The sequence below is a fragment of the Massilia atriviolacea genome (assembly GCF_003953935.1).
Classification (GTDB): Bacteria; Pseudomonadota; Gammaproteobacteria; order Burkholderiales; family Burkholderiaceae_D; genus Telluria_A; species Telluria_A atriviolacea.
In genome coordinates this window covers 87,045-109,116 of record NZ_RXLQ01000006.1, presented here as the reverse complement: position 1 = coordinate 109,116, position 22,072 = coordinate 87,045, and the positions used below count along the sequence as shown (strand labels likewise).

At 66.7% G+C, this 22,072-nt stretch carries 20 protein-coding genes; 4 read left to right on the top strand and 16 right to left on the bottom strand.

The window, feature by feature from the left end:
* Nucleotides 1-4 precede the first annotated feature (4 nt).
* Entirely contained in the window at nucleotides 5-2,749 is a 2,745-nt protein-coding gene (gene polA, locus EJB06_RS12780) for a DNA polymerase I (RefSeq protein ID WP_126074413.1), read from the bottom strand.
* A 464-nt stretch (nucleotides 2,750-3,213) separates the two neighbouring features.
* Between polA and EJB06_RS12775 the strand changes: the two genes are divergently transcribed.
* From EJB06_RS12775 to EJB06_RS12765, 3 genes are all read left to right on the top strand, one after another.
* Nucleotides 3,214-3,630: a hypothetical protein gene (locus EJB06_RS12775; RefSeq protein WP_126074412.1), complete on the top strand. Its 417-nt coding sequence runs from the start codon at nucleotides 3,214-3,216 to the stop codon at nucleotides 3,628-3,630.
* 78 nt (nucleotides 3,631-3,708) lie between these two features.
* Nucleotides 3,709-4,668: a homoserine kinase gene (locus EJB06_RS12770; protein ID WP_126074411.1), complete on the top strand. Its 960-nt coding sequence runs from the start codon at nucleotides 3,709-3,711 to the stop codon at nucleotides 4,666-4,668.
* The gene (locus EJB06_RS12765) at nucleotides 4,665-5,438 is read left to right on the top strand and encodes a BPSS1780 family membrane protein (RefSeq protein WP_126074410.1); all 774 of its coding nucleotides are present in this window, start codon (nucleotides 4,665-4,667) and stop codon (nucleotides 5,436-5,438) included. The genes EJB06_RS12770 and EJB06_RS12765 overlap by 4 nt, the downstream gene beginning before the upstream one ends.
* Nucleotides 5,439-5,477: 39 nt before the next feature.
* On the opposite strand, the gene EJB06_RS12760 is transcribed toward EJB06_RS12765, so the two are convergent.
* From EJB06_RS12760 to EJB06_RS12725, 8 genes are all read right to left on the bottom strand, one after another.
* Entirely contained in the window at nucleotides 5,478-7,787 is a 2,310-nt protein-coding gene (locus EJB06_RS12760) for a UvrD-helicase domain-containing protein (protein ID WP_126074409.1), read from the bottom strand.
* Nucleotides 7,788-7,848: 61 nt separating this feature from the next.
* The gene (locus tag EJB06_RS12755; RefSeq protein WP_126074408.1) at nucleotides 7,849-9,120 is read right to left on the bottom strand and encodes a M56 family metallopeptidase; all 1,272 of its coding nucleotides are present in this window, start codon (nucleotides 9,118-9,120) and stop codon (nucleotides 7,849-7,851) included.
* On the bottom strand, nucleotides 9,110-9,496 hold the full coding sequence (locus EJB06_RS12750; RefSeq protein WP_126074407.1) for a BlaI/MecI/CopY family transcriptional regulator: 387 nt from the start codon (nucleotides 9,494-9,496) through the stop codon (nucleotides 9,110-9,112). Before EJB06_RS12750 ends, EJB06_RS12755 begins: the two co-directional genes overlap by 11 nt.
* A gap of 94 nt (nucleotides 9,497-9,590) precedes the next feature.
* The gene (locus EJB06_RS12745) at nucleotides 9,591-10,001 is read right to left on the bottom strand and encodes a hypothetical protein (RefSeq protein ID WP_126074406.1); all 411 of its coding nucleotides are present in this window, start codon (nucleotides 9,999-10,001) and stop codon (nucleotides 9,591-9,593) included.
* A gap of 107 nt (nucleotides 10,002-10,108) precedes the next feature.
* Nucleotides 10,109-12,058: a M56 family metallopeptidase gene (locus EJB06_RS12740; RefSeq protein ID WP_126074405.1), complete on the bottom strand. Its 1,950-nt coding sequence runs from the start codon at nucleotides 12,056-12,058 to the stop codon at nucleotides 10,109-10,111.
* Nucleotides 12,059-12,316: 258 nt separating this feature from the next.
* Nucleotides 12,317-14,983, bottom strand: coding sequence for a class III lanthionine synthetase LanKC N-terminal domain-containing protein (locus EJB06_RS12735; RefSeq protein WP_126074404.1), 2,667 nt, complete (start codon nucleotides 14,981-14,983; stop codon nucleotides 12,317-12,319).
* Complete coding sequence (locus EJB06_RS12730; RefSeq protein ID WP_126074403.1) at nucleotides 14,980-15,366, bottom strand: hypothetical protein; 387 nt, start codon at nucleotides 15,364-15,366, stop codon at nucleotides 14,980-14,982. Before EJB06_RS12730 ends, EJB06_RS12735 begins: the two co-directional genes overlap by 4 nt.
* A gap of 73 nt (nucleotides 15,367-15,439) precedes the next feature.
* Complete coding sequence (locus EJB06_RS12725; protein ID WP_126074402.1) at nucleotides 15,440-15,883, bottom strand: hypothetical protein; 444 nt, start codon at nucleotides 15,881-15,883, stop codon at nucleotides 15,440-15,442.
* A 226-nt stretch (nucleotides 15,884-16,109) separates the two neighbouring features.
* Between EJB06_RS12725 and EJB06_RS12720 the strand changes: the two genes are divergently transcribed.
* Complete coding sequence (locus EJB06_RS12720; RefSeq protein ID WP_126074401.1) at nucleotides 16,110-16,619, top strand: DUF4240 domain-containing protein; 510 nt, start codon at nucleotides 16,110-16,112, stop codon at nucleotides 16,617-16,619.
* A 29-nt stretch (nucleotides 16,620-16,648) separates the two neighbouring features.
* Here EJB06_RS12720 and EJB06_RS12715 read toward each other — a convergent pair whose 3' ends face one another.
* From EJB06_RS12715 to EJB06_RS12685, 7 genes are all read right to left on the bottom strand, one after another.
* Entirely contained in the window at nucleotides 16,649-17,755 is a 1,107-nt protein-coding gene (locus EJB06_RS12715) for an S-(hydroxymethyl)glutathione dehydrogenase/class III alcohol dehydrogenase (protein WP_126074400.1), read from the bottom strand.
* 90 nt (nucleotides 17,756-17,845) lie between these two features.
* A complete protein-coding gene (locus EJB06_RS12710; protein WP_198420823.1) occupies nucleotides 17,846-18,256 on the bottom strand; it encodes a response regulator in 411 nt (136 codons plus the stop codon).
* Nucleotides 18,257-18,258: 2 nt separating this feature from the next.
* Nucleotides 18,259-18,849, bottom strand: a complete 591-nt coding sequence (locus tag EJB06_RS12705; protein ID WP_126074398.1) for a DNA-binding transcriptional response regulator — start codon at nucleotides 18,847-18,849, stop codon at nucleotides 18,259-18,261.
* A 299-nt stretch (nucleotides 18,850-19,148) separates the two neighbouring features.
* Nucleotides 19,149-19,784, bottom strand: a complete 636-nt coding sequence (locus tag EJB06_RS12700) for an ANTAR domain-containing response regulator (protein WP_126074397.1) — start codon at nucleotides 19,782-19,784, stop codon at nucleotides 19,149-19,151.
* 36 nt (nucleotides 19,785-19,820) lie between these two features.
* Nucleotides 19,821-20,480 (bottom strand): thiamine phosphate synthase, encoded by a 660-nt coding sequence (gene thiE / locus EJB06_RS12695; RefSeq protein WP_126074396.1) that lies wholly within the window; start codon nucleotides 20,478-20,480, stop codon nucleotides 19,821-19,823.
* A gap of 20 nt (nucleotides 20,481-20,500) precedes the next feature.
* Complete coding sequence (thiD, locus tag EJB06_RS12690) at nucleotides 20,501-21,262, bottom strand: bifunctional hydroxymethylpyrimidine kinase/phosphomethylpyrimidine kinase (RefSeq protein ID WP_229427056.1); 762 nt, start codon at nucleotides 21,260-21,262, stop codon at nucleotides 20,501-20,503.
* Nucleotides 21,259-22,056 (bottom strand): thiazole synthase, encoded by a 798-nt coding sequence (locus tag EJB06_RS12685; protein WP_126074395.1) that lies wholly within the window; start codon nucleotides 22,054-22,056, stop codon nucleotides 21,259-21,261. Before EJB06_RS12685 ends, thiD begins: the two co-directional genes overlap by 4 nt.
* Between the last annotated feature and the right edge of the window lie 16 nt (nucleotides 22,057-22,072).

Sequence of the window (22,072 nt, the reverse complement as noted above, 5' to 3'; positions counted from 1 at the left end):
GCTCCTAGTGTGCCTCTTCCCAGTTCTTGCCGATACCCACTTCGGCCAGCAGCGGCACTTTCAGGGCCGCCACGCCCGCCATCAGCTGCGGCAGCCTGGCCTTGACCAGCTCCAGTTCCGCCTGCGGCACTTCGAGCACCAGTTCGTCGTGCACCTGCATGATCATGCGCGTGCCCAGGGCGTCGGCTTCGAGCCAGTCCTGCACCGCGATCATGGCCAGCTTGATCAGGTCGGCCGCCGTGCCCTGCATCGGCGCGTTGATCGCGGCCCGTTCCGCACCCTGGCGGCGCGGGCCGTTCGGCGAATTGATCTCGGGCAGCCAGAGGCGCCGTCCGAACACGGTTTCCACGTAGCCGCGCGCCTTGGCCTGCATGCGCGTGTCTTCCATGTACTGGCGCACGCCCGAAAAGCGCGCGAAGTACTTGTCGATATAGCTTTGCGCCGCCGCCCGTTCGATGCCCAGGTTGGCGGCCAGGCCGAAGGCGCTCATGCCGTAGATCAGGCCGAAATTGATCACCTTGGCGTAGCGCCGCTGCTCGCTCTGCACCTCGGCCGGCGCCACGCCGAAGATCTCGGCGGCGGTGGCGCGGTGGATATCCTCGCCCTCGGCAAAGGCGCGCAGCATGGCCGCGTCTTCCGAAATATGGGCCATGATGCGCAGCTCGATCTGCGAATAGTCGGCCGACACGATCACGTTGCCGGGACCGGCGACGAAGGCTTCGCGGATGCGCCGCCCTTCGGCCGTGCGCACCGGGATGTTCTGCAGGTTCGGCTCGTTGGACGAGAGGCGCCCGGTCACGGCGACGGCCTGCGCGTAATTTGTGTGCACGCGGCCGGTCTCGCGGTTGACCATCTTGGGCAGCTTGTCGGTGTAGGTCGACTTGAGCTTGGACATGCCGCGGTAGTCGAGCAGGATTTTCGGCAGCGGATAGTCTTCGGCCAGCTTCTGCAGCACTTCCTCGTCGGTCGAGGGCGCGCCGCTCGGGGTCTTTTTGACCACCGGCAGCTGCAGCTTGCCGAAGAAGATCTCGCCGATCTGCTTGGGCGATCCGAGGTTGAACGGACCGCCGGCCAGCTCGTAGGCTTTCTGTTCGAGCTCCATGATGCGCGCACCGAGTTCGCCCGACTGCAGGTTCAGCAGCTCGCTATCGATCAGCACCCCGTTGCGCTCGATCTTGTGCAGCACCACCGAGGTGGGCAATTCGATCTGGCGGTAGATGAAATTGAGCTTCTCGTCGCTCTCGACATGGCCCTTCATGGCCTGGTGCAGGCGCAGGGTGATGTCGGAATCCTCGGCCGCGTATTCGGTCGCGCGCTCCAGGTCGACCTGGTCGAAGCAGATCTGGCCCGCGCCCTTGCCGCACACGTCGGTGAAGGGAATCGTGGTGTAGCCCAGGTGGCGCAGGGCCATGCTGTCCATGTCGTGCGGCTTGTGCGACTCGAACACATACGATTCGAGCAGGGTGTCGTGCACGATCCCGCGCAAGGTCACGCCGTGGTTGGCGAAGATGTGGCTGTCGTACTTGAGGTTCTGGCCCAGCTTCGGCCTGGACGCGTCTTCCAGCCAGGGCTTCATGCGCGCCAGGACCGCCTCGCGGTTCAACTGTTCGGGTACGCCCGCGTAGCGGTGCGCCAGCGGGATGTAGGCGCCCTTGCCCGCTTCGACCGACAGCGAAATGCCGACCATCTGCGCCGTGAGCGGATCGAGCGAGGTGGTTTCGGTGTCGACCGAGGTCAGTTCGGCCTTGTCGATCAGGGCCAGCCAGCGCTCCAGGCTTTCCTCGGTGACGACGGTCTCGTACTCGCCGCGCATGACCGGCACCACCGCGCCGGGGAACAGGTCGCCCTCGGGGGAGTTGAGCAGCGCGCGCGGGGCGCCCTCGTCGTCGCGCTGGAGCACTTCGCGCAGCAAGGTCTTGAAGCCATAGCGCTCGAAGAAGGCTTTCAGGCCCTCCTTGTTTTCAGGCTGCGCCACCAGGGTGTCGGCGATCGACACCATGTGCGCGGCCAGGTCGCAATCGGTCTTGACGGTGATCAGGGCGCGGCCCTGCGGCAGCCAGGGGAGCGCCTGGCGCAGGTTCTCGCCCACCGCGCCGCCGATGGATGCGGCGTTGGCGATCACGCCATCGAGGCTGTCGTGCAGCGCCAGCCACTTGAGGGCGGTCTTGGGGCCGCACTTGGCCACGCCCGGGATGTTATCGACGGTGTCGCCGATCAGGGTCAGGTAATCGATGATGCGCTTGGGCGGCACGCCGAACTTGGCCAGCACGCCGGCTTCGTCGAGCTTCTCGTTGCTCATCGTATTGATCAGGGTGACCTTGTCGTTGACCAGCTGCGCCAGGTCCTTGTCGCCGGTGGAGACGACGGTATTCATGCCCAGGCTGGAGGCCTGGACCGAGAGCGTGCCGATGACATCGTCCGCCTCGACCCCGTCGACCATCAGGATCGGCCAGCCCATGTGGCGCACCACCTCGTGGATCGGTTCGATTTGCAGGCGCAGGTCGTCCGGCATGGACGCGCGCGTGGCCTTATATTCCGGATACATATCGTCGCGAAAGGTCTTGCCCTTGGCATCGAACACGCAAGCGATATAGGCGGCCGGATAATCCTGGCGCAAGCGGCGCAGCATATTGACCATGCCATGCATGGCGCCGGTGGGATGGCCGTCCGGGCTGCGCAGATCGGGCAGGGCATGAAACGCACGGTACAGATAACTGGAACCGTCGACTAACAGCAGGGTATTTTGCATAGTGCCAAAAATGAGGTTGAGCCGCGACAAAAAGGGCGCGGCAGCGTAGCGGCCATTATCGCAGAAAGCACGTCCGCCCCGAAGCCGAACCGGGACCTGAGCTCCGGCCAGCAACTTCCCCCCGCCAAACCGAGCTTCCAACCGGGGTCAGAGCTTTAACTTGCAACATTCTGGAACTTCAAACCGGGGTCAGAGCTTTAACTTGCAACATTTTGCATCGTGCGAACGGGATTTGAACCGATTGCGCTGCTTTTTGACGGCGCTTTCCCGCCAAAACACCGATTGAGCGCAGTGTTGAACCGATATGCCGTATCTCAGCGGTATTGTTGCAAGTTAAAGCTCTGACCCCGGTTGTAGGGGGAGAGGAAGGGAGGGGTAGGAATTTTGGTGATGGTACGATGTGTTTCCACAGGCGGGGCGGCGGTTTGTTACAATGGACTACACGTTCAAAAGGCGACCCTATCATGCTGCGCACTTCTTCTTTCCGTACTTTCCTGGCCCTGGCACTGCTCGCTTCGGCGAACCTCGCCGGCGCCCAGCAATCCAAGCCGAGCGACGCGCCGCCGAAGCTCGAACGCCTCGACGACAGCAACCTCGCCCCCGCCATCGCCACCCCGCGCGCGAATGAGCCGAAAATCAGCGAAAAACGCGAAAACGGCCGCACCACGGAAGTGAAAGTGAAATCCGGCAAGAGCAGCTATACGATGAAGGGCACCAACCCCGCCGCCGGCAGTTCCGGCCTCGATGCCAACGGCTCCGCCCTGCGCGGCCCGCAATGGCAGGTCGGTGAATTCGACCTGAACAAGAAGAAAAAAGCCGCCAGCGAAGCCGCCGCCGAGACCGAAGCCGCACCGGTCCCGCCGCCCGCGCCAGCCAAGTAATCCGCACCACCCGCCCGCGCCCTGCCGTTCGCGCGCGGGCGCTCATTTCGATCGACTTACCTTACCCTTCGCTTTCACATGGCAGTTTTTACCGCGGTCACCCTGGATGACCTGACTTTGTTGTTGAAGAAGTTTCCACTAGGAAATGCCATCGCCATCAGAGGGATCAGTTCCGGCATCGAAAACAGTAATTTTTTCATCGATACGGAACGCGGCGAGTACGTGCTGACGATTTTCGAGAATCTGACGTTCGCGCAGTTGCCCTTCTATCTGCAGCTGATGCGCCACCTGGCCGAGCGCGGGGTGCTGGTGCCGGCCCCGGTACCGGACCAGGACGGCGAGCTGGTGGTGCCCCTGCACGGCAAGCCGGCCGCCATCGTCAGCAAACTCGAAGGCAGTTCGCAGATGGCGCCGCAGCCGGTCCATTGCGCCGCCGTCGGGCAGATGCTGGCGAAGATGCACCTGGCCGGACGCGATTTTCCGCTGCGGCAGCCGAACTTGCGCGGCCTCGACTGGTGGAACGACACCACGCCGCTGGTCCTGCCCTTCCTCGACCAACGCAACGCCCATCTGCTGCGCGCCGAGATGCATTTCCAGACCGCGTTTGCGGCCTGCGACCATTATCACCGCCTCGAACGCGGTCCGGTCCACGCCGACCTGTTCCGCAATAATGTGATGTTCGTCGGCGAGCGCCTGACCGGCTTCTTCGATTTCTATTTCGCCGGCTGCGACACCTGGCTGTTCGATGTGGCCGTCACCGTCAACGACTGGTGCATCGACACCGGTACCGGCGTGCTCGACCCGGCCCGCGTGCGCGCCCTGCTCGACGCCTACCACGCGCTGCGCCCGTTCACGGCCGACGAGCAGGCCGCCTGGCAGCCGATGCTGCGCGCCGCCGCCCTGCGTTTCTGGCTCTCGCGCCTGTACGACCTCTACCTGCCGCGCGCGGCCGAAATGCTGACTCCGCACGACCCGACCCATTTCGAGCGCATCCTGCGCGAGCGCATCGCCACCCCCGCCCCGGGATTGTTCGCATGAGCCGCCTGCCCGCGATCACCGGATGGCACTGGATCAAGCAGGGCTTCGCCCTGTTCCGCAAGCAGCCGGCCATCCTCACGATGCTGCTGTTCGCCACTTTGCTGATGAGCCTGACCCTGGCCACGATACCCTTCCTGGGGCAAATCCTGACCATGGTGCTGATTCCCTCGTTCAGCATGGCGATCATGCAGGCCTGTAACCTGATCGGACAGGACCAGCCGGTCGCGCCGGGCGTGCTGCTGACCGGCTTCCGGCCGCCGGCCCTGGCCCGCCTGTGCAAGCTGGGCCTGATTTACCTGCTGATCTCGATCGTGCTGGGTTTGATTCCGGCGTTCATGATCTCGCCGGAATTCATCAAGCAGATGAGCGTGCCGCTGGCCCAGCGCGGGACATTGCAGATCAGCCCGGCCGACATGCAGGTCGTGCTGCTGGCCGGCCTGCTGCAGGGCGCGGCGCTGCTGCTGATGTGCTTCGCGCCGGCACTGGCCTACTGGCAGCAGATGAAGCCGGGCAAGGCGACCTTCTACAGCGTGTTCGGTATCTTCGGGGCGATCCGCCCGTTCGCGCTGATGCTGATGGCGTGGGTCGCCATGTTCGTCGGCGCCTCGCTGGTGGTGGGGATGGTGCTGGGCAAAAGCAAGGGCGGGCAGATTGCCATCCTGTGGCTGATGCTGCAGTTCGTGCTGCTGCTGCAGTGCGCGATCTTTGCCGCCTACCGCCAGATCTTCGGCGATCCCTCGCTGTTGCAGAAGGAAGCGGCCCTCAAATAAGCCGCATGGCGGCGGCGCACGGTGCGCCGCCGCGCACGCTCAGCGCCCGACCCGTTCCAGCTTGGCCACCGACAGGTCGAGCACCTTCATGCCGGCCTTGCCGAAGTTGATCTGGGCGCGCGCATTGCTGCCGCCGCCTTCGATATTGACGATCACCCCTTCGCCGAACTTGGCATGCGCCACCGATTCGCCGATGCGCCATCCGGGGCCGTTGCTGGCCGCTTTCTGCGCGATCTGCTGGGCGATCCTGTTGTCCGAACCGCCCGTGAACTTGGCGTCGTCCCAGGCCGATTTTTTGTTCCCGAACCAGTGCGACTGCACGCGCGGCGACAGCCACTTGAGCGCCTCCTCGGGCAGCTCGTCGAAGAAGCGCGATTTCATGTTGTAGCGGGTCTGGCCGTGCAGCATGCGCGTCTGCGTAAAACTCATGTACAGGCGCTTCCTGGCGCGCGTGATGGCCACGTACATCAGGCGCCGTTCTTCGTCGACGCCATCCATCTCGCGCGAGCTGCTCTCGTGCGGGAACAGGCCTTCTTCCAGGCCGGTGATGAAGACCGCGTCGAATTCCAGGCCCTTGGCCGAGTGCACCGTCATCAGCTGCAGCGCATCCTGCCCGGCCTGGGCCTGGGCGTCGCCCGCTTCGAGCGAGGCGTGCGAGAGGAACGCCGACAGCGGCGACATGACGATGTTGAGCGGCGTGTCGGCCTCGATGACCTCGACGCCGTCGCCCTCGACCAGCAGTTCGCCCACGCTGGCGTGGGTCTTGGGACCGAGGTAGGCCGGCGCGCCCTGGCCGAAGCCCTCTTCCTGCACGAACTGGGTAGCCGCATTGACCATCTGCTCCAGGTTCTCGATGCGGTCGGCGCCTTCTTTTTCGTTCTGGTAGTGCTGCAGCAGGCCGCTCGCTTCCAGCACCACGCGCACCATCTCGGGCAGCGCCAGCTGCTGGGTCTCGAAGCGGGCGCCTTCGATCAACTTGACGAAACCGCCCAGCGAGGAACCGGCCTTGCCCGCCACGTAAGGCACCGCCGCGTACAGCGAAATGCCATGCTGTTCGGCGGCCATCTGCAGCGCCTCGATCGAGCGCATGCCGATGCCGCGCGTGGGGAAGTTCACCACCCGCAGGAAGGCCGAATCGTTGTGCGGATTGTCCATCAGCTGCAGGTAGGCGATCGCGTGCTTGACCTCGGCGCGCTGGAAGTAGCGCTGGCCGCCGTAGACGGTGTACGGCAGGCCGGCCGCGAACAGGGCGTGCTCGATCACGCGCGACTGCGCATTCGAGCGGTACAGGATCGCGATTTCGCTGCGCAGCGCGCCCTCGGCCATCAGGCTCTTGGCTTCTTCGATGATCCACTGCGCTTCTTCCAGGTCGGACGAGGCTTCGTAGATGCGCACCGGCTCGCCATGGCCGGCGTCGGTGCGCAGGTTCTTGCCGAGGCGGTTGCTGTTGTTGGCGATCAGGTGGTTGGCGCTGTCGAGGATGTGGCCGTGCGAGCGGTAGTTCTGCTCGAGCTTGATGAGGTTCTGGACCCGGAATTCGCGCTCGAAAGCGCTCATGTTGCCGACGTTGGCGCCGCGGAAGGCATAAATGCTCTGGTCGTCGTCACCCACGGCGAACAGCGCGCCGGCCACTTGCTGGCCCTGCCCCGCCAGCAGCTTGAGCAGGTTGTATTGCAGGTCGTTGGTATCCTGGAACTCGTCGACCAGGATGTGCTTGAAGCGCGCCTGGTAGTGCTCGCGCAGCGGCTGGTTGCGTTGCAGCAGTTCGTAGGCGCGCAGCAGCAGTTCGGCAAAATCGACAACGCCTTCGCGCTGGCACTGGTTGTCGTACAGCTCGTACAACTCGACCATCTTGCGTTCGATCGGGTCGTGCGCCTCGACCCGGTTGGCGCGCAAGCCCTGGTCCTTGGCGTTGTTGATGAAATACATCAGATTCTTGGCCGGATACTTTTCGTCGTCGATATTGTTCGCTTTCAGCAAACGTTTAATCATCGACAACTGATCCTGGGAATCGAGGATCTGGAAGGTTTGCGGCAGCGCGGCGTCGCGGTAATGGGTGCGCAGGAAGCGGTTGCACAGGCCGTGGAAGGTGCCGATCCACATGCCGCGCGTACTCACCGGCAGCATGGCCGAGAGGCGGGTCAGCATTTCCTTGGCGGCCTTGTTGGTAAACGTCACCGCCATGATCCCGGCCGGCGACACCTGGCCGGTCTGGATCAGCCAGGCGATGCGGGTGGTCAGCACGCGCGTCTTGCCGGAGCCGGCGCCCGCGAGAATCAGGGCGCTCTGCGGCGGCAGGGTGACGGCGGCGAGTTGTTCGGGATTGAGGTTATGGAGGAGATTTTGCATACCGTGATTATACCGGCGCGCCGCCATCGGACGGCGGCGCTTTCGCTGGCGAACGGGCCTGTCAGGCGTCCGGGGCGGTCTTGTTCTCTTGCGTCACTGTCAACTCAAGCGCCAGACCGGGCGCGCCGCTGGTCCCGGCAATCTTGATGCCGCTGCCGGCGCCCAGGCGCGTCAGGATGCCGGGCTCGCCAACCAGCTTGCCGTTCTGGCTGATTTTACTGCGCACGAACAGTTGTTCGGGACCGGCCGGCGTCATCGTGAATTCGCCGCTCCAGACGCTGTCGCCCTCGCCCACCCTGACCGAAAAATTCCCCGGCGTGCGCACCTGCATCGTGTGCGGCGCCTTGCCCGTCCCCATATCGATGCGCATGGCGACGGCGTAGGTGGTGGCAGGCACAGCGGTAGGCACGGCGGTAGGCACAGCGGTAGGCACGGCGTCGGCCTGGGCGCGCGCCGCCAGGGCGGCGAAGCCGGTGGCGGCGGCCAGAGCCAGCACCAGAATGCGGCCGGTGCGGCGGCGCGACGGGGATGACGGGGTTTGTTGCAGATGCATGATGCGCTCCTTGAGTGGGTGGCAGGATTGCCAGTGGCAGACGGACGGCGTGAGGCTCACGCCGGCCTGGGTTTTCATCATCGCGCCGGCATAGCTGCGGCGCTGCGCCGGATGGCGCCGCATTACCTCCGCGTCGCAGGCCAGCTCCTGGTCGAAGCGAAAGCGCGGCGCGGCCAGGTGCACGAGGGGATTGAACCAGAACACGCACTGCATCAGTGCCAGCAAGATATTGGCAACCGCATCGGCGCGCTGCGCGTGGACCTGTTCGTGGGCGACGATCAGCGCCTGTTCGGCGGCGCTGTAGCGCTGGTCGAAATCGGGCGGCACGACGATCCGCGGGCGCCACAGGCCGAGCAGGGCCGGGCCGCTGCCGGCATGCTCGGCGTAGGCGAGGCCGCCGCGCATTGTCAATGTGCCCAGGCTGCGTACGAAGGCGCGATGGCTCAGGCAGAACAGGATCAGTGTCGCCAGCGCACCGCAGGCCCAGGCCAGCAGCAGCGCGCCGCCTGCATCCCGGGCGGCGGCCGTGGCGGTGACGGCGCCTTGCGCGGCGGGCGCGCGGCCCAGCGCCGGCAGCAGCACCATGGCCTTCAGCGGCGCGGCAAACAGCGGCTGCGCGGCGGCGGCGGCCAGCGCCAGCGGGACGATCAGCCAGGCCTGGTAAGCCAGGCCGGCGTCGACGCGCTGGCGCAGCGGGCGCCGCACCAGCAGCACGACGGCAAGCGCCACACTGGCGGCAACGGTCAGGCGCAGCAGCAGTGCGGGCAGGCTATGCATCATCGTCGAGCTCTCCAATCAGGCGTTTGAGTTCGGCGATGTCGGTCTTGCTCAGTTTGCGGTGCTTGCCGAAATGCGCCACCAGCGGCGCGATGCGCCCGCCGAACAGGCGGTCGAGCATGCCCTTGCTTTCGCTGGTGAGCCACTGCTCGCGCTTGAGCACGGCCGTGTACAGATAGCGGCGGCCTTCTTTCCGCGCGCTGATCGCACCCTTGTTGAGCAGCCGGTTGAGCAGCGACTTGATGGTCGCTTCCTGCCACTCATGGCCACTCACGAGCGCTGCCACGATGTCGTCGGCCGGCATCGCCCCACTGCCCTGCCACAGTACTTCCATGACCTTCGACTCGGCGTCGCTGATCCCTGCCGCTTGTTGTTCCATGCACCACTCCCTTATTAATTACGCGTGTAATCGATGGCGAATGATTACACGCGTAATCGCAAAGGTCAAGCCCTTCTCGATCGGGCTTGCCGGATTACTCGCGACGGTACTTTGAGACCAGGGCGCTGGTCGGATCGTTGACCGACAGCACGCCATCGTCGATGCACAGCGACAGCGGCTTCGGCAAGGCTGCCACCGACAGGTTGACGCAGTGGGGTTTCCTGGGATCGGCGGCGACCAGCTTGTAGGGATAGCTGAGCGGCTCGCCCTTGATGCCGCCGACCGACAGCTTGAGGGTTGCGGCGTCGATCGCCATCACCCCATCCTTGAAGGTGCGTTCGAGCTGGGCGATTTCCCTGTCGCCGCCTTTCATGGCCCTGGCCTGCTCGATCATGGGCGGCAGGTCGATGACCCAGCGGCCCTTGATGTCGACCGCAGCGGCGTGCGATTGGGCGGTGCACAGCATGGCAGCCGCGGCGCAGGCCGCGCGTAGCGCTTGGTTCATGGTTTCCTTAACAGAGTGTCGATAGTGGTAACGCTTCCGGCACCGGCCGGAAGCACGATTCTAAATCATTGCACAATCGACATGCAATTAAGTTAACGTAAACAGCATCAGCCGGCGCGCTGGCCCGGCACCGGCCGCGCCAGGCCGCGCGCGACGGCGTCGCGCAGGACGTCGCGCATCACCCGCTCGACCACCTTGCCTTGCTGGTCCATCTCGCGTCCCAGCACGTTCATTTTCTTGCCCAGCGCGTCCATCGGCTTGCCGGCTTCCTTCATCCGCTCGCTGATCGCCTCCATCGGCGCGCGCGCATGTTCCATCGCGCCATGCTGGCGTTCGAGATGCGCGTGCTGCACGTCGAGCTGGCGTTCGATGTCGCTCAGTTTCACGTTGAGCTGGTCGCGCTTGGCCGACAACTGCGCACGCGCAGGGCCGCCGGCGTCGTCGATCTGGCGCTCCAGCTGCACGATCTCGCGCTGCAGGCGCCCCTGCTGCTGCGCCAGCGCGGCGACCAGGCCGGAAATGCGCTTCGTTTCGGCGTGTCCGGGCTGGCTGGCGCCGGCCTTGCGCTCCATCTCGCGGCCCAGCTGCTCGACCACCTTGCCGTGCTTTTCCATCTCCTTGCCATGCACGTCCATCTGCTCGCCGAGGCGCTTGAGCGGCGCGTAGGCTTCGGTCGCTTTCGCGATCAGGGCCGGGTCCTGCACAAGGTAGGCCTTGCCGCCCTGGCGGAACCACAGGAAATCGCCGTCGACCGTGTGCTTGGCGGCGGCGATCTCGTCGAAGTCGCGGCTGTCGCCGCTGAGCATGCCCTTGCGTTCGCGGCCCTGCACCAGCGCATACGCCATCTCGCCGGGGCCTTTGCTGATGCTCACCGGAAGAGGCGGCGGCGCGGGCGGCGCGGGGGGAGCGGGCGGCGCCGGTGGCGCGGCGGGAGCGGCTGCGGCAACGCGCAAGGCGGGCGGCGCCGGCGGTGCGGGCGGCGCCGGCGGTGCGGGCGGCGCAGGCGGTACCGCCGCCGGGCTGTCGGCGCGCACCGCCTTGGCGGGCGCTAAAGGGACTGTCTGGGCGTTGGCGTAGAAGGCGGCGCAGGCGGCCGACAAGCCGAGGATCGGCAATGCCATCTTCCAGTTCAGTGGTTCGGTATCCGGGCGGACCAGGCGTTTGATGCGGGACATAAGATTTCCTCCGTGAGCCCCGTGGGCGAGTTGAGGTGTGGAGAACTGGAACCGGTCCAGTTCGGATAATGCAAGCGCCAGACGCCGCGGTTCGCCGAGCATGCTTGCTGCTAGATCATCCGCAATCTGTTCGCGTTCGATCCGCACCCGGTGCGACAGCCACCACACCGCCGGGTGATAGAACAACACGATGTCGATCGCGCTTTGTATCAGGTTGACCAGGTAATCGCAGCGCTTGATGTGCGCCATTTCGTGCGCCAGCAGCGCTTCCAGCAAATCGGGCGGCATGCCGGTCGCCAGCGAGGCCGGCACCAGGATCAGCGGACGCCACCAGCCGGCCGTGACCGGGCTGGGCAAGTCGTCCACCAGCCCCAGCGCGACACGGCGGGCCACGCCGAAGCGCAGCGCCAGCCGGTCCACGCGCGCCTGCCAGGCGGAGTGCCGCACATAGCGGCCCGGCTGGCTGCGGCGCCGCACCCAGGCCAGGCCGAGCATCAGGCGCAGCGCCAGCAGGCCGGCGCCGCAGCTCCAGAACAGCATCAGCAGCGGCAGGCGCTGTTGCAGCACCGGCTCCCAGGTGGCGAGCTGCACGGCCAGTGCCGGCGCGTCCCCGGCGCCGCCCGGCAGGGCGATCGCGCGCAAGGGCAGCATCGTGGTCGACGCCGCCTGCGCTGCGAGCACGCGCTGCACGGTCCCGGCCAGCGGCAAGGCGGCGCACAACAGCAGCGCGCCGCAAGCGACGGCGTAGCGCACCTGGGGCCGCGCAGCGCGCAGCAATCCCATGGCGATCGCGGCCAGGCAGCCGATCAGCGCGCCCTGCCAGACAAAATCGAGCAGCGCCCAGCCCAGGCTGGGGACGATGACGGCGAGCATGTCGTTCATGGGTGGTTTCCTGCTTGCATGGTCTCTCCGTCATAGGGTGAATGTAGAATAAAATATCTAGATAATTTTGTCTAGAACTATTTTTCTACTTCCCGGCAGCCGCTGGCGCGGCCTGGGTGAGCATGACTGTAGACAGATGGGGGAGCCTGCTCCAGCGGCGGGCGATGGGCGGTCGATTTTGGGGAACAGGTGGCGCGAATGCGCGCCTGGCGCGCGCAGCGGCGCACGCCGGCGCTGGCCGCGCCGGCGCGCGAACGGCTAGGGCAGCAGCGGAAAGCCCAGGCCCCCGCCGCCCTCGCCCAGGCGCGCCAGGAAGTGGGCGATGCCGCCCATCCCGACCATCAGGTCGGCGGTCGGCGCGACCGGGTCTTCCGCCAGCCATACCAGGCTGCCGTCGGCGCAGCGGTGCCCCAGATGCACGATGGTGCAAGCGAGCGTGGCCGCCTTGTCGCGCCAGGCCGGTTCGCCCAGCGTTTGCGCCGCCTCCAGCAAGATCTCGCCGATTCCCGCAAGCCCATGGCAGACGGTCAGGTTGGGCGCGCGCAGATGGGGATCGATGGCGTCCAGCGCGCGCCGCGCCAGCAGCGCCATTGCCGGGTCCTGCGTATGGCGCCAGGCGCGCAGGAAGGTCAGCGCGATGCCGGGCGCGCCGTGGCACCACCAGTGCCACACGGCGCCCTGGCGGTCGCTGTAGCGCCATTCGACCGCCGCCGTGGCATCGGCCGCCAGCGCATGCTCTTCCAGCCAGCGCAGGCCGCGCGCGGCGCTGGCGCGGCTGTTGTCGTCGCCGCAGCGGGCGCCATGCTCCAGGAGGAAGAACACCATGCCGGCCACGCCGTGGGCAAAGCCGCTCAGGGTCTCGCCCGACATGCCGGGCACGCCCTCGGGCATGACCCAGGAGCCGTCCGCCGCCTGGGTGTCAACCAGGTAGCGCGCGCAGCGCTGCGCCATGGCCAGCGGCGCATCCGTGCCCAGACTGGCGGCGCACATCAAGGCGGCCAGGCCCTGCCCCGCCGCGCCGTGCGTGAGATCGGGCCAGGCGATCGGCGCGCCGGACACGCGCGCCATGAAGCCGGCGATGCGCGGCGTGGCCGGCACCAGTCCGGCCTGCACGGCTTCGGCGATGCCGACCGCCACGCCGGCGTCGCCGAAGTGCAGGCCGGGCATGCCGTGGTCGGGCGTGACGGCGTCCGACAGCAGCCAGTCCACGGCCCGGTTCACCGCCGGCGCGGCAGCGTCGATGGCGATACCGGCGCGCGCCAGGCGCGCCAGCGCATACACCACGCCCGCCACGCCGCGATTGGCGCCGCGCCGCAGTTCGTACGAAGAGGCTTGCTCCTGCCCGCCCCCCGCATGCGACACGGCGGCCGACAGCCACAGCCCCGATTGCGGATCGCGGAAGGTGTGGCGCAGCAGGCCGAGTCCCGCGCCGTGGGCGCAGGCGGCAACATCGATGTCCTGCGCCGGCGCCGCACTCGCCACAGGCGCCGCCCCGGCGCGCAGGCTCGCTGCGTACTCCGCCAGCTGGCGCCCGATGGCCTCCAGCGTGGGCCGCGCCAGCGGATCGTCGTCGACCCCGGCCAGCACCAGCTCGAGCAGGGCCTCGGGCGCCGAGGCGGCCAGATGGCGCACATTGCGCACGCGCGACTCGCCGCGCGCGAACAGGGTGCGGCGCGGATCGAGGCCGGTCAGCGCGAACAGGATCAGCGCCGCCACCGCATGGATGTCCTGGGCGAAGGTGGGCGCGGCGCCGGCTTCCTGTTCCGGCGCCATGAAGCCCGGCGTGCCCTTGCCGAACACGGGACCGGGGTCGCCCACGTGCTGGGCGATTTCGAGGTCGAGCAGCCAGGTCCGGCCGTCGTCTCCCAGCCAGACGTTCGATACGCTCAGGTCGCGGTGCACGACACCGGCGCCGTGCAGGCGCTGGACGGCGTCGACCAGCTGGCGCAGGGCGTCCAGCAGGCGCAGCTGGCCGGCGCGGGCGGCCGCGCTCCAGGGGCCGCGTTGCAGGGTCGCCTGCACCACGCTTTCCAGGTCGGCGCCGGCCAGGTAGGCCATCGGCAGGTAGCCGTCGCCGTCGACTTCGAAGTACGGATCGCAAGCGGGCACCGGCGCCACCGAGGCCAGCTGCGCATGGAGCGCGCCCTGGCGCTGCAGGCGCACCCGGATGTCGCGCCCGTGGATGTCGGACAGGCAGTGCTTGCGCCCTTCCTTGATGACCCGCGCGGCCACGCTGTCCTGCGAGCGCGCCAGGATCGCCAGGTACACATTGCCTTTGGCGTGATGCCTGATGACGTCGACCAGCACGTAGCCGGGACCGAAGGTGGCGGGGCCGCCGGTCCTGGGCGCTGGCGCTGGCGCGCTGTCGAACGGGCAGGCGGCGAAGGACGGCGCCACGAAGGGCTGGGTGTAGGCGTCGGCGACCAGCTGGCCGGCGCCGTCGCGGATGTACAGGTGGTGCTGGCCGAGCAGGTCGCGCTCGACGATCGTGTTAAAGCCGCCGTAGCGCGCATACACCAGCTGGCCGAGCGCCATGTCGGACGTGATCGCCGGGCCGTTGAAGCCCTGCGTGGCTTGCACCAGCTGCGCGGCGAGCGCCCTGGCGGCGCTGTCGTCGGGCGGGTAGATGGTGCAGAATTTGCCGACCTGGGTGGCGCCCAGGTTGCCTTCGTTGAGCAGCCCGAGGATGGTGGCGTCCCTGGCGATCTTGAAGGGGACCTTGGCGGCGCGCAGGACGGGAACGATGGCGTCGAGCAGGGCGTGCGCTTCGGCCGGCACGCTCGAGACGTGCAGCTTCCAGCCTTGCACGCTGCCGGTGCGGCCGACCTTGAGCCACACGCCGCTGCTCTCAGGCGCCAGGCCGAGGCGCTGCAGACGATCGTGATAGGACGTAGCGGGAAGTGCGCTCTCGGGGGATGGGTTCATGGGGTGGCTCGTTTCCAGGTGAAGAAGCGCGATCCGATATTGGTGGTGAAGCCGCAGCTGTCGCCGCAGGTATTACCGCAACTGAACTCGGTGCAGGTGACGTCGCAGGTCGAGCCGCCGCAGGTGACGCCGGCGCAGGTGTAGGAGGTGCAGGAACAGGTGTATTCGGGGCCGCAGGCCCGCAGCGCGCGCTCGCGCCCCAACAGCGCGGCGGCGTCGGCGAGGAAGGTCTGCGGATCGATGGCGCGCATGGTGCGCCGCGTCGCCTCGTCGAGGTAGGCCAGCGTGGCCAGCGCGGCGGCCGGATCGGCCAGGAAGGTGTGAAACAGTTGCGCATTGCCGCGCAGGTCGGCGACCAGGCGGGCGAAAGTCGTTCGGTCCATGGCGGACTCCTTTGTCGACAGCGGCAAGGCCGAAAACGACGCGCCGCCGCTGCCTGGCGCGTCGCAGCGCCGCTTAGCGGTTCCAGGCGGCCGGATTGGCGATCACGGGGCCCATGTCGGTGAAGTTGGTGGTGTAGCCGCAGCTTTCGCCGCAGGTGTTGTCGCAGCTGCTCGAGCAGGTGTTGCCGCAGCGTTGCAAGGCGCTGTTCAGGCGCGAGAAATAGGTGACGGCGGGCGTGGACACCGCCACTTCGGCGGTCAGGTTGGTGGTGTAGCCGCAGCTGCCGCCGCAGGTGTTGTCGCAGCTGCTGGAACAGGTATTGCCGCAGCGCTGCAAGATGCCCACGGCAGTGGCGATCAGGGCTGCCGGGTCCAGGCCCACCAGCGAACCCTTGGCCTGGCGGTCAAGGTCGCTCACCTGGGCGATGACGGTTTCCGGGGTAAAAATCAACTGATGGAAAAAGGCGGGATCGGCTTGGGCCTTCTCGACCAGGCTCTGGAATACTTTGGGATCCATTTGAAACCTCCACAAAACGACGCACTGCAACAGGGGGTGCTCTTGCTGTTTGGATACGGACTAACGACACCCCGGGAAGTTCAATATAGGTCTGCGTACAAGCGCGGCTGTTGATCGCGCCCAAACCGGGCATTGCGCCCGAGCGGGCCCAATTCCGACTCCTTTCCAAGGACGCTGGCAGGTCCGATAGAATGCCGAGTGGCATACATTTCACTTGGGAGACAACATGGAAAAGAAGGAATTCTGGAAACTGATCGACGCATCGCGCCTGGCTGCCGACAACGATCCTGACGCACAGATCGACACGCTCGGCGCCATGCTGGCGGAACTCGACCCGGACCAGATCGTGGCGTTCGACCGCCTGATGGTCGAGCAGGTCAATCGCGCCTACCATTGGGATCTGTGGGCGGCGGCCTATATCATCGGCGGCGGTTGCTCGGATGATGGCTTCATGGATTTCACGGCTTGGCTGATCGGCAAAGGCGAACAGGTGTTCGAAGCGGCGCTGCGCGATGCCGACAGCCTGGCCGATGTGGTCGGCGAAGCCGACGGCGAATGCCAGGTCGAGGGCATCCTGTACCTGCCCAGCCAGGTATGGGAAGAAAAAACCGGCCGCCCGGGCGACGCATTCCCGCGCCATCTGTTTGCGTTCCAGGATGGCCCGCACGGCGAGAGCTGGGACGAAGACGCCGTCGACGCCAGGCTACCGCGCCTGGCCGCCAGATTCAATGGCTGATCGACGGCCAGCGGCGCGGCCGGTTCGGCTCAGTACAGCACGACCGAGCGGATCGACTCGCCGCTCTTCATCAGGTCGAAGCCTTCGTTGATGCGTTCGAGCGGCAGGCGGTGGGTGATCAGGTCGTCGATATTGAGCTTGCCTTCCATGTACCAGTCGACGATCTTCGGCACGTCGGTGCGTCCGCGCGCGCCGCCGAAGGCCGACCCTTTCCAGACGCGGCCCGTGACCAGCTGGAACGGCCGGGTCGAAATCTCCTGCCCCGCCGCCGCCACGCCGATGATGATCGACTGGCCCCAGCCCTTGTGCGACGATTCGAGCGACTGGCGCATGGTGGTCACGTTGCCGATGCATTCGAAGCTGTAGTCGGAGCCGCCGTCGGTCAATTCGATGATGGTGTCGACCACGTTCTCGACCTTGGACGGGTTGATGAAATGGGTCATGCCGAACTTGCGCGCCATCGCTTCGCGCTCGGGGTTCAGGTCCACGCCGATGATCTTGTCGGCGCCGACCATTTTCGCCGCCTGGATCACGTTCAGGCCGATGCCGCCCAGGCCGAACACCACCACATTCGCGCCCGCTTCCACCTTGGCGGTAAACAGCACCGCGCCCACGCCGGTGGTCACACCGCAGCCGATGTAGCAGATCTTGTCGAACGGCGCGTCCGAACGCACCTTGGCCAGCGCGATCTCGGGCACCACGATGTAGTTCGAGAAGGTCGATGTGCCCATGTAGTGGTAAATCGGCTTGCCGTCGATCGAGAAGCGGCTGGTGGCGTCGGGCATCAGGCCACGGCCCTGGGTCGAGCGGATCGACTGGCACAGATTGGTTTTTTGCGACAGGCAGAATTTGCACTGGCGGCATTCGGGGGTGTACAGCGGGATGACGTGATCGTCCTTGCGCAGGCTTTTCACGCCCGGGCCCACATCGACCACCACGCCGGCGCCTTCGTGCCCGAGGATGGAAGGAAAAATCCCTTCCGGATCGGCGCCGGAGAGGGTGTAGTAGTCGGTGTGGCAGATGCCGGTGGCCTTGATTTCCACCAGTACCTCGCCTTCGCGCGGGCCTGCCAGGTCGACTTCTTCAATCGTCAGCGGCTGGCCCGCTTTCCATGCAATCGCTGCCTTGGTTTTCATGTTGCTCCTGTCCCTCAGATGATCGGATTGCGCCGCAAGGGCGCAGTGCCGCCATCATATCAAGCCGGGAACAAGCTTGCCTATTCCGCGTCAGGCGACGGCAGGCGCGCGCTGCTCCCACAGGGTATGCAGCTGCCCGGTCAGGCGCAGCGGCATCAGGGGCTTGGGAATGACGCCGATGGCGCCCGCTTCGGCATAGCGCGCGATGTCCGCCTGCGCCGTCAGGCCGGTCACGAACAGGGCCGGCGTGTCGGCCAGGTGCGGCATGCGGCGCAGCATGGAGAGGGTCGCGAGGCCGTCCAGTTCGGGCATCATCACGTCCAGCAAAATCAGGTCGGGCTTGAAATGCATCGCGGCCAGCAGCGCTTCGCGCCCCGAACCGCAGTCGCGCACCTCGAACTTGCCGATCACTTCCAGCACCAGCTTGGCCGTGGTGCGCACATGCAGGTCGTCCTCGACGTACAGGATCGACTTCAGGCCGTGGTTGAGGTTGGCGTCCACGGCTAGTCCCCCGCCGTCATGCACTGGGCGATGCCGAGCATGGACGAAATGGTGCTCCACAGCTGGCGCGGCGAGGTCCATGGCTTGGGCAGGAAGGCGCGCACCGGGTCGCGCGCGTCGGGCATGCGCGCCGAATACACCAGCAGGGGCGTGGTCAGGAGCTCGGGCATGAGCGCGCGGCCGTCGCCGTCGGACAGGCCGGGGTCGAGCACCACCAGCGAAAACAGTTCGCTGGCGAGCACGCGGCGCGCTTCGGCGATGGTGGCCACGTGGGTCACGTTCGCTTCGGGCATCAGGAGGGTGGAGAGCACCTGGGCGGTCTTTTCGTCGCTGTCGATGTGCAGCACGCGCGGCGTGGGGCGGGCGCCGCCGGCGCCCTGGCCCGCCTCGGCGGCCTGCGCGCGGGTCGCCAGCACCAGCGCCGCGTCCATCATGGGCGCGGTCAGGCGCGGGGCGTCGGCGGCGCCACCGCTGAAGGCCGCGCCGACCGGCCAGCGCCTCGGCGTGTGGGAAAACAGGGTACGGCGCTCTTTGGCGACAATCTGGGCGGGAGCGGCGGAAACACAGAGCTTGTAATGTGCGGTCGCTTTCATGACGACTTCCTTTCTGAACCGGTTCGATCGATATCCCGACAGCGCGGCACGCAAGTGCGGCAGTGCGGCAACGGCGGGGGAACAATCGGCGGAGCTGGGCCGAAACATGCTATCGGCCGCAGGGGGAAGGCGGCGCTGAAATGGGCGGACGCGAGCGGGTCAGGGCTCCATCACGCAAGAAACGGTGTGAACGAATGCCATTCACGATGTTTAGTGTAGCAAAGTTTTTCCGTACGGGAATAGTGCACGAGAAATTTTTATCTGAAAGCGTGCGCAAAGCGCAACGCCTTCATGCGCAATCACTTGGCTTTGAGACGATGTGCGAAACCGGCATGCAAACTGTTCAAGGTTTCTTCCGCAGCAAGCAGCTGATCAGCCACTTCGTTGATCTTGCGCCGGCTGGACCGCGCATGGTCGCGCAGCACTTCGAAGGCGGTGTTGCGGTCGGTCTGGAATTTGCCCATCAGCAAGCCAACGGCCAGGCTGGTCTCGCGCCCGGCGGCCAGCGCCGCGTTGAGGTTCAGTTCGGTGCGGCGCAGCTGGCGGATGTCGTCGGCGCGCGCCAGGCCCGCTTCGAAGGCCGGCATCAGGCGCTCGGCGTCGACCGGCTTGACCAGGTAGCCGAGCGCGCCGTAGGCGGCGGCCTGCTTGCTCGATTCGCTGTCGCCAATTGCCGACAGGAACATGAACGGCACCGTGGTGTGGGTCTTCAGATGGTGCGCCAGTTCCAGCCCGCTCATGCCGGGCATGGTGATGTCGAGCAGGGCCAGGTCCGGTTCGCCCTCGGCGATCTGCTGCAGCGCTTCTTCGCCGGACGAGGCGGTCACTGTGTCGTAACCGGCATGGCCGATGACTTCATTGAGAAACTGCAGGAGCAGCGGATCGTCGTCGACGATGAGGATGCGGCGTTTCGCGACTGGGGCGGAATTTGGCACGGAAGTCCTTTTACGCTGTGAACGAGTGTAAAAAGATTATACGGCCCCGTTCACGTTCGCGCACGCGTTCGTGTACGATTTCCGATGCGCGCCGAACAAGGCATCGAACTGGCGCGCGCTGGCGGCCGGATCGGGGCTGGCATAGACCGACGTAATCGCGGCCACCATGTCGGCGCCGCGCTCGACCAGCGGCACGGCGTTGTCGGGCGTCATGCCGCCGATGACCACCAGCGGCAGCCGCACCTGGCTGCGCGCTTCGAGCAGGATGTCGGGCGCGGTGGTGAAGCTGTAGCGCTTGACCGGCGAGGGATAAAAGCCGCCGAAGGCCGCATAGGTGGCGCCATCGCGTTCGGCCGCGCGCGCCAGCGCCAGGTCGCCGTAGCAGGACGCGCCGACGATCTTGTCCGGTCCGAGGGCGGCCCGCACCTGCGCCACGCAAGCGTCCGTGCCGCCCACGTGCACGCCGTCGGCGCCCAGCGTCAGGCACAGGTCCAGATGATCGTTGATCACCAGCGGACGCCCGTAGCGGCGGCACAAGGCCAGCAAGGCCGCGCCCTGCTGGCGGCGCAGTTCCGGGCTGGCGTCCTTGTGGCGGTACTGGACCAGCGCCACCCCGCCGTCGAGGGCGGCGCGGGTGCAATGGAGCAGGCGATCGGTATCGTCCCAGTTGGGGGTGACCAGGTAAAGTCCGCGCATGGGGAGTGTGGCTGTCGATGTCATAGTAAGGAAGGGAAGCGCTGTGGAATGCGTTGCCCGGCGCCGATCGCGAACGATTGCGCCAGGGTTTGATGGGTAAAGGACTGGCCGCGTTCGAGGGCGTCGGCCATCGATTCGCCCAGCGCCAGGCGGGCCGCAATCGCCGCCGCCAGGGTGCAGCCGCTGCCATGGAATTGGCCGGCCAGGCGCGGCCAGCGCCACTCCTGCCCGTGCCCGGGGCTGCGCCAGCGGTTGACCACCTCCGGGCCCTCGCCATGGCCGCCGGTGACCAGCACGTGCGGGCAGGCTAGCTGGCCGAGGGCTTGCGCTTCGCGCAGGTTCGGCAGCACCAGCGTGGCTGCGGCCAGCAGGGGTTGGAGGGCCGCCAGCGCGTCGCCGCGCGCCAGCGCATCGCCATGGCCGCTGGCCAGCACAGGGTCGAGCACCACCGGCAGTTGCGGATAACGCCGGCGCAGTTGCACGATCAGCGCGGCAATCGCCTCGGCATTGGCGCGGTTGCCGGGGATGCCGAGTTTGACGGCGCCGATCTTGACGCTGTCGATCAGCGCCTGCGCCTGGCGCGCCAGCAGGGCGCAATCGACCGGAACCACCTCGTACACGCGGTTCTGGTCCTGCACCGTCAGCGCGGTGACGACCGGCAGCGCATGCACGCCCTGGGCCGCGATCGCGGTCAGGTCGGCCGCGATGCCGGCCCCGCCCGAGGGATCGAGGCCGGCGAACACCAGCACCGTCGGCTGGATCGGCGCACTTGTCCCTGTCACGCGACTTTGCCCGTCACGGGGGAGGACGGCACGGCGGCGAAGCGCTTGGGCATGCGCCCCGCCAGGTAGGCTTCGCGCCCGGCCTGCACCGCCAGGCGCATGGCGCCGGCCATGCGCACCGGGTCGCGCGCGCCGGCGATGGCGCTGTTCATCAACACGCCGTCGCAACCGAGTTCCATCGCGATCGCCGCATCCGAGGCGGTGCCGACGCCGGCGTCGACCAGCACCGGCACCCTGGCCTGCTCGACGATCAGGGACAGGTTCCAGGGATTGAGGATGCCCATGCCGGAGCCGATCAGGGAGGCCAGCGGCATCACCGCCACGCAGCCGATGTCTTCCAGCAGGCGCGCCTGGATCGGGTCGTCGCTGCAGTAGACCATGACGTCGAAGCCGTCCTTGACCAGCGCTTCGGCCGCGATCAGCGTTTCGGGCATGTGCGGGAACAGGGTCTTTTCGTCGCCCAGCACTTCGAGCTTGACCAGCTTGCGCCCGTCCAGCAGTTCGCGCGCCATTTGCAGGGTGTACACCGCATCCCTGGCGTTGTAGCAGCCGGCCGTGTTGGGCAGGATGGTGTACCGGTCGGGCGGCAGCACGTCCAGCAGGTTGGGCGCGTTGCGGTCCTGGCCGATGTTCACGCGGCGGATCGCCACGGTGATGATTTCCGCCTGCGCGGCATCGGTCGCCTCGCGCGTCTGCGCCAGGTCGCGGTACTTGCCGCTGCCGACCAGCAGGCGCGAATTGTAGGTCTTGCCCGCGATGGTCAGCAGGCCGTGATTGTTGTCGTTCATGTTCATGGATGGTTCCTTCATG

Bases quoted from the DNA above. Each gene is read 5' to 3' on its own strand.
- polA (WP_126074413.1), bottom strand. From the start codon at position 2,749: ATGCAAAATACCCTGCTGTTAGTCGACGGTTCCAGTTATCTGTACCGT.
- EJB06_RS12775 (WP_126074412.1), top strand. From the start codon at position 3,214: ATGCTGCGCACTTCTTCTTTCCGTACTTTCCTGGCCCTGGCACTGCTC.
- EJB06_RS12770 (WP_126074411.1), top strand. From the start codon at position 3,709: ATGGCAGTTTTTACCGCGGTCACCCTGGATGACCTGACTTTGTTGTTG.
- EJB06_RS12765 (WP_126074410.1), top strand. From the start codon at position 4,665: ATGAGCCGCCTGCCCGCGATCACCGGATGGCACTGGATCAAGCAGGGC.
- EJB06_RS12760 (WP_126074409.1), bottom strand. From the start codon at position 7,787: ATGCAAAATCTCCTCCATAACCTCAATCCCGAACAACTCGCCGCCGTC.
- EJB06_RS12755 (WP_126074408.1), bottom strand. From the start codon at position 9,120: ATGATGCATAGCCTGCCCGCACTGCTGCTGCGCCTGACCGTTGCCGCC.
- EJB06_RS12750 (WP_126074407.1), bottom strand. From the start codon at position 9,496: ATGGAACAACAAGCGGCAGGGATCAGCGACGCCGAGTCGAAGGTCATG.
- EJB06_RS12745 (WP_126074406.1), bottom strand. From the start codon at position 10,001: ATGAACCAAGCGCTACGCGCGGCCTGCGCCGCGGCTGCCATGCTGTGC.
- EJB06_RS12740 (WP_126074405.1), bottom strand. From the start codon at position 12,058: ATGAACGACATGCTCGCCGTCATCGTCCCCAGCCTGGGCTGGGCGCTG.
- EJB06_RS12735 (WP_126074404.1), bottom strand. From the start codon at position 14,983: ATGAACCCATCCCCCGAGAGCGCACTTCCCGCTACGTCCTATCACGAT.
- EJB06_RS12730 (WP_126074403.1), bottom strand. From the start codon at position 15,366: ATGGACCGAACGACTTTCGCCCGCCTGGTCGCCGACCTGCGCGGCAAT.
- EJB06_RS12725 (WP_126074402.1), bottom strand. From the start codon at position 15,883: ATGGATCCCAAAGTATTCCAGAGCCTGGTCGAGAAGGCCCAAGCCGAT.
- EJB06_RS12720 (WP_126074401.1), top strand. From the start codon at position 16,110: ATGGAAAAGAAGGAATTCTGGAAACTGATCGACGCATCGCGCCTGGCT.
- EJB06_RS12715 (WP_126074400.1), bottom strand. From the start codon at position 17,755: ATGAAAACCAAGGCAGCGATTGCATGGAAAGCGGGCCAGCCGCTGACG.
- EJB06_RS12705 (WP_126074398.1), bottom strand. From the start codon at position 18,849: ATGAAAGCGACCGCACATTACAAGCTCTGTGTTTCCGCCGCTCCCGCC.
- thiE (WP_126074396.1), bottom strand. From the start codon at position 20,480: ATGCGCGGACTTTACCTGGTCACCCCCAACTGGGACGATACCGATCGC.
- EJB06_RS12685 (WP_126074395.1), bottom strand. From the start codon at position 22,056: ATGAACATGAACGACAACAATCACGGCCTGCTGACCATCGCGGGCAAG.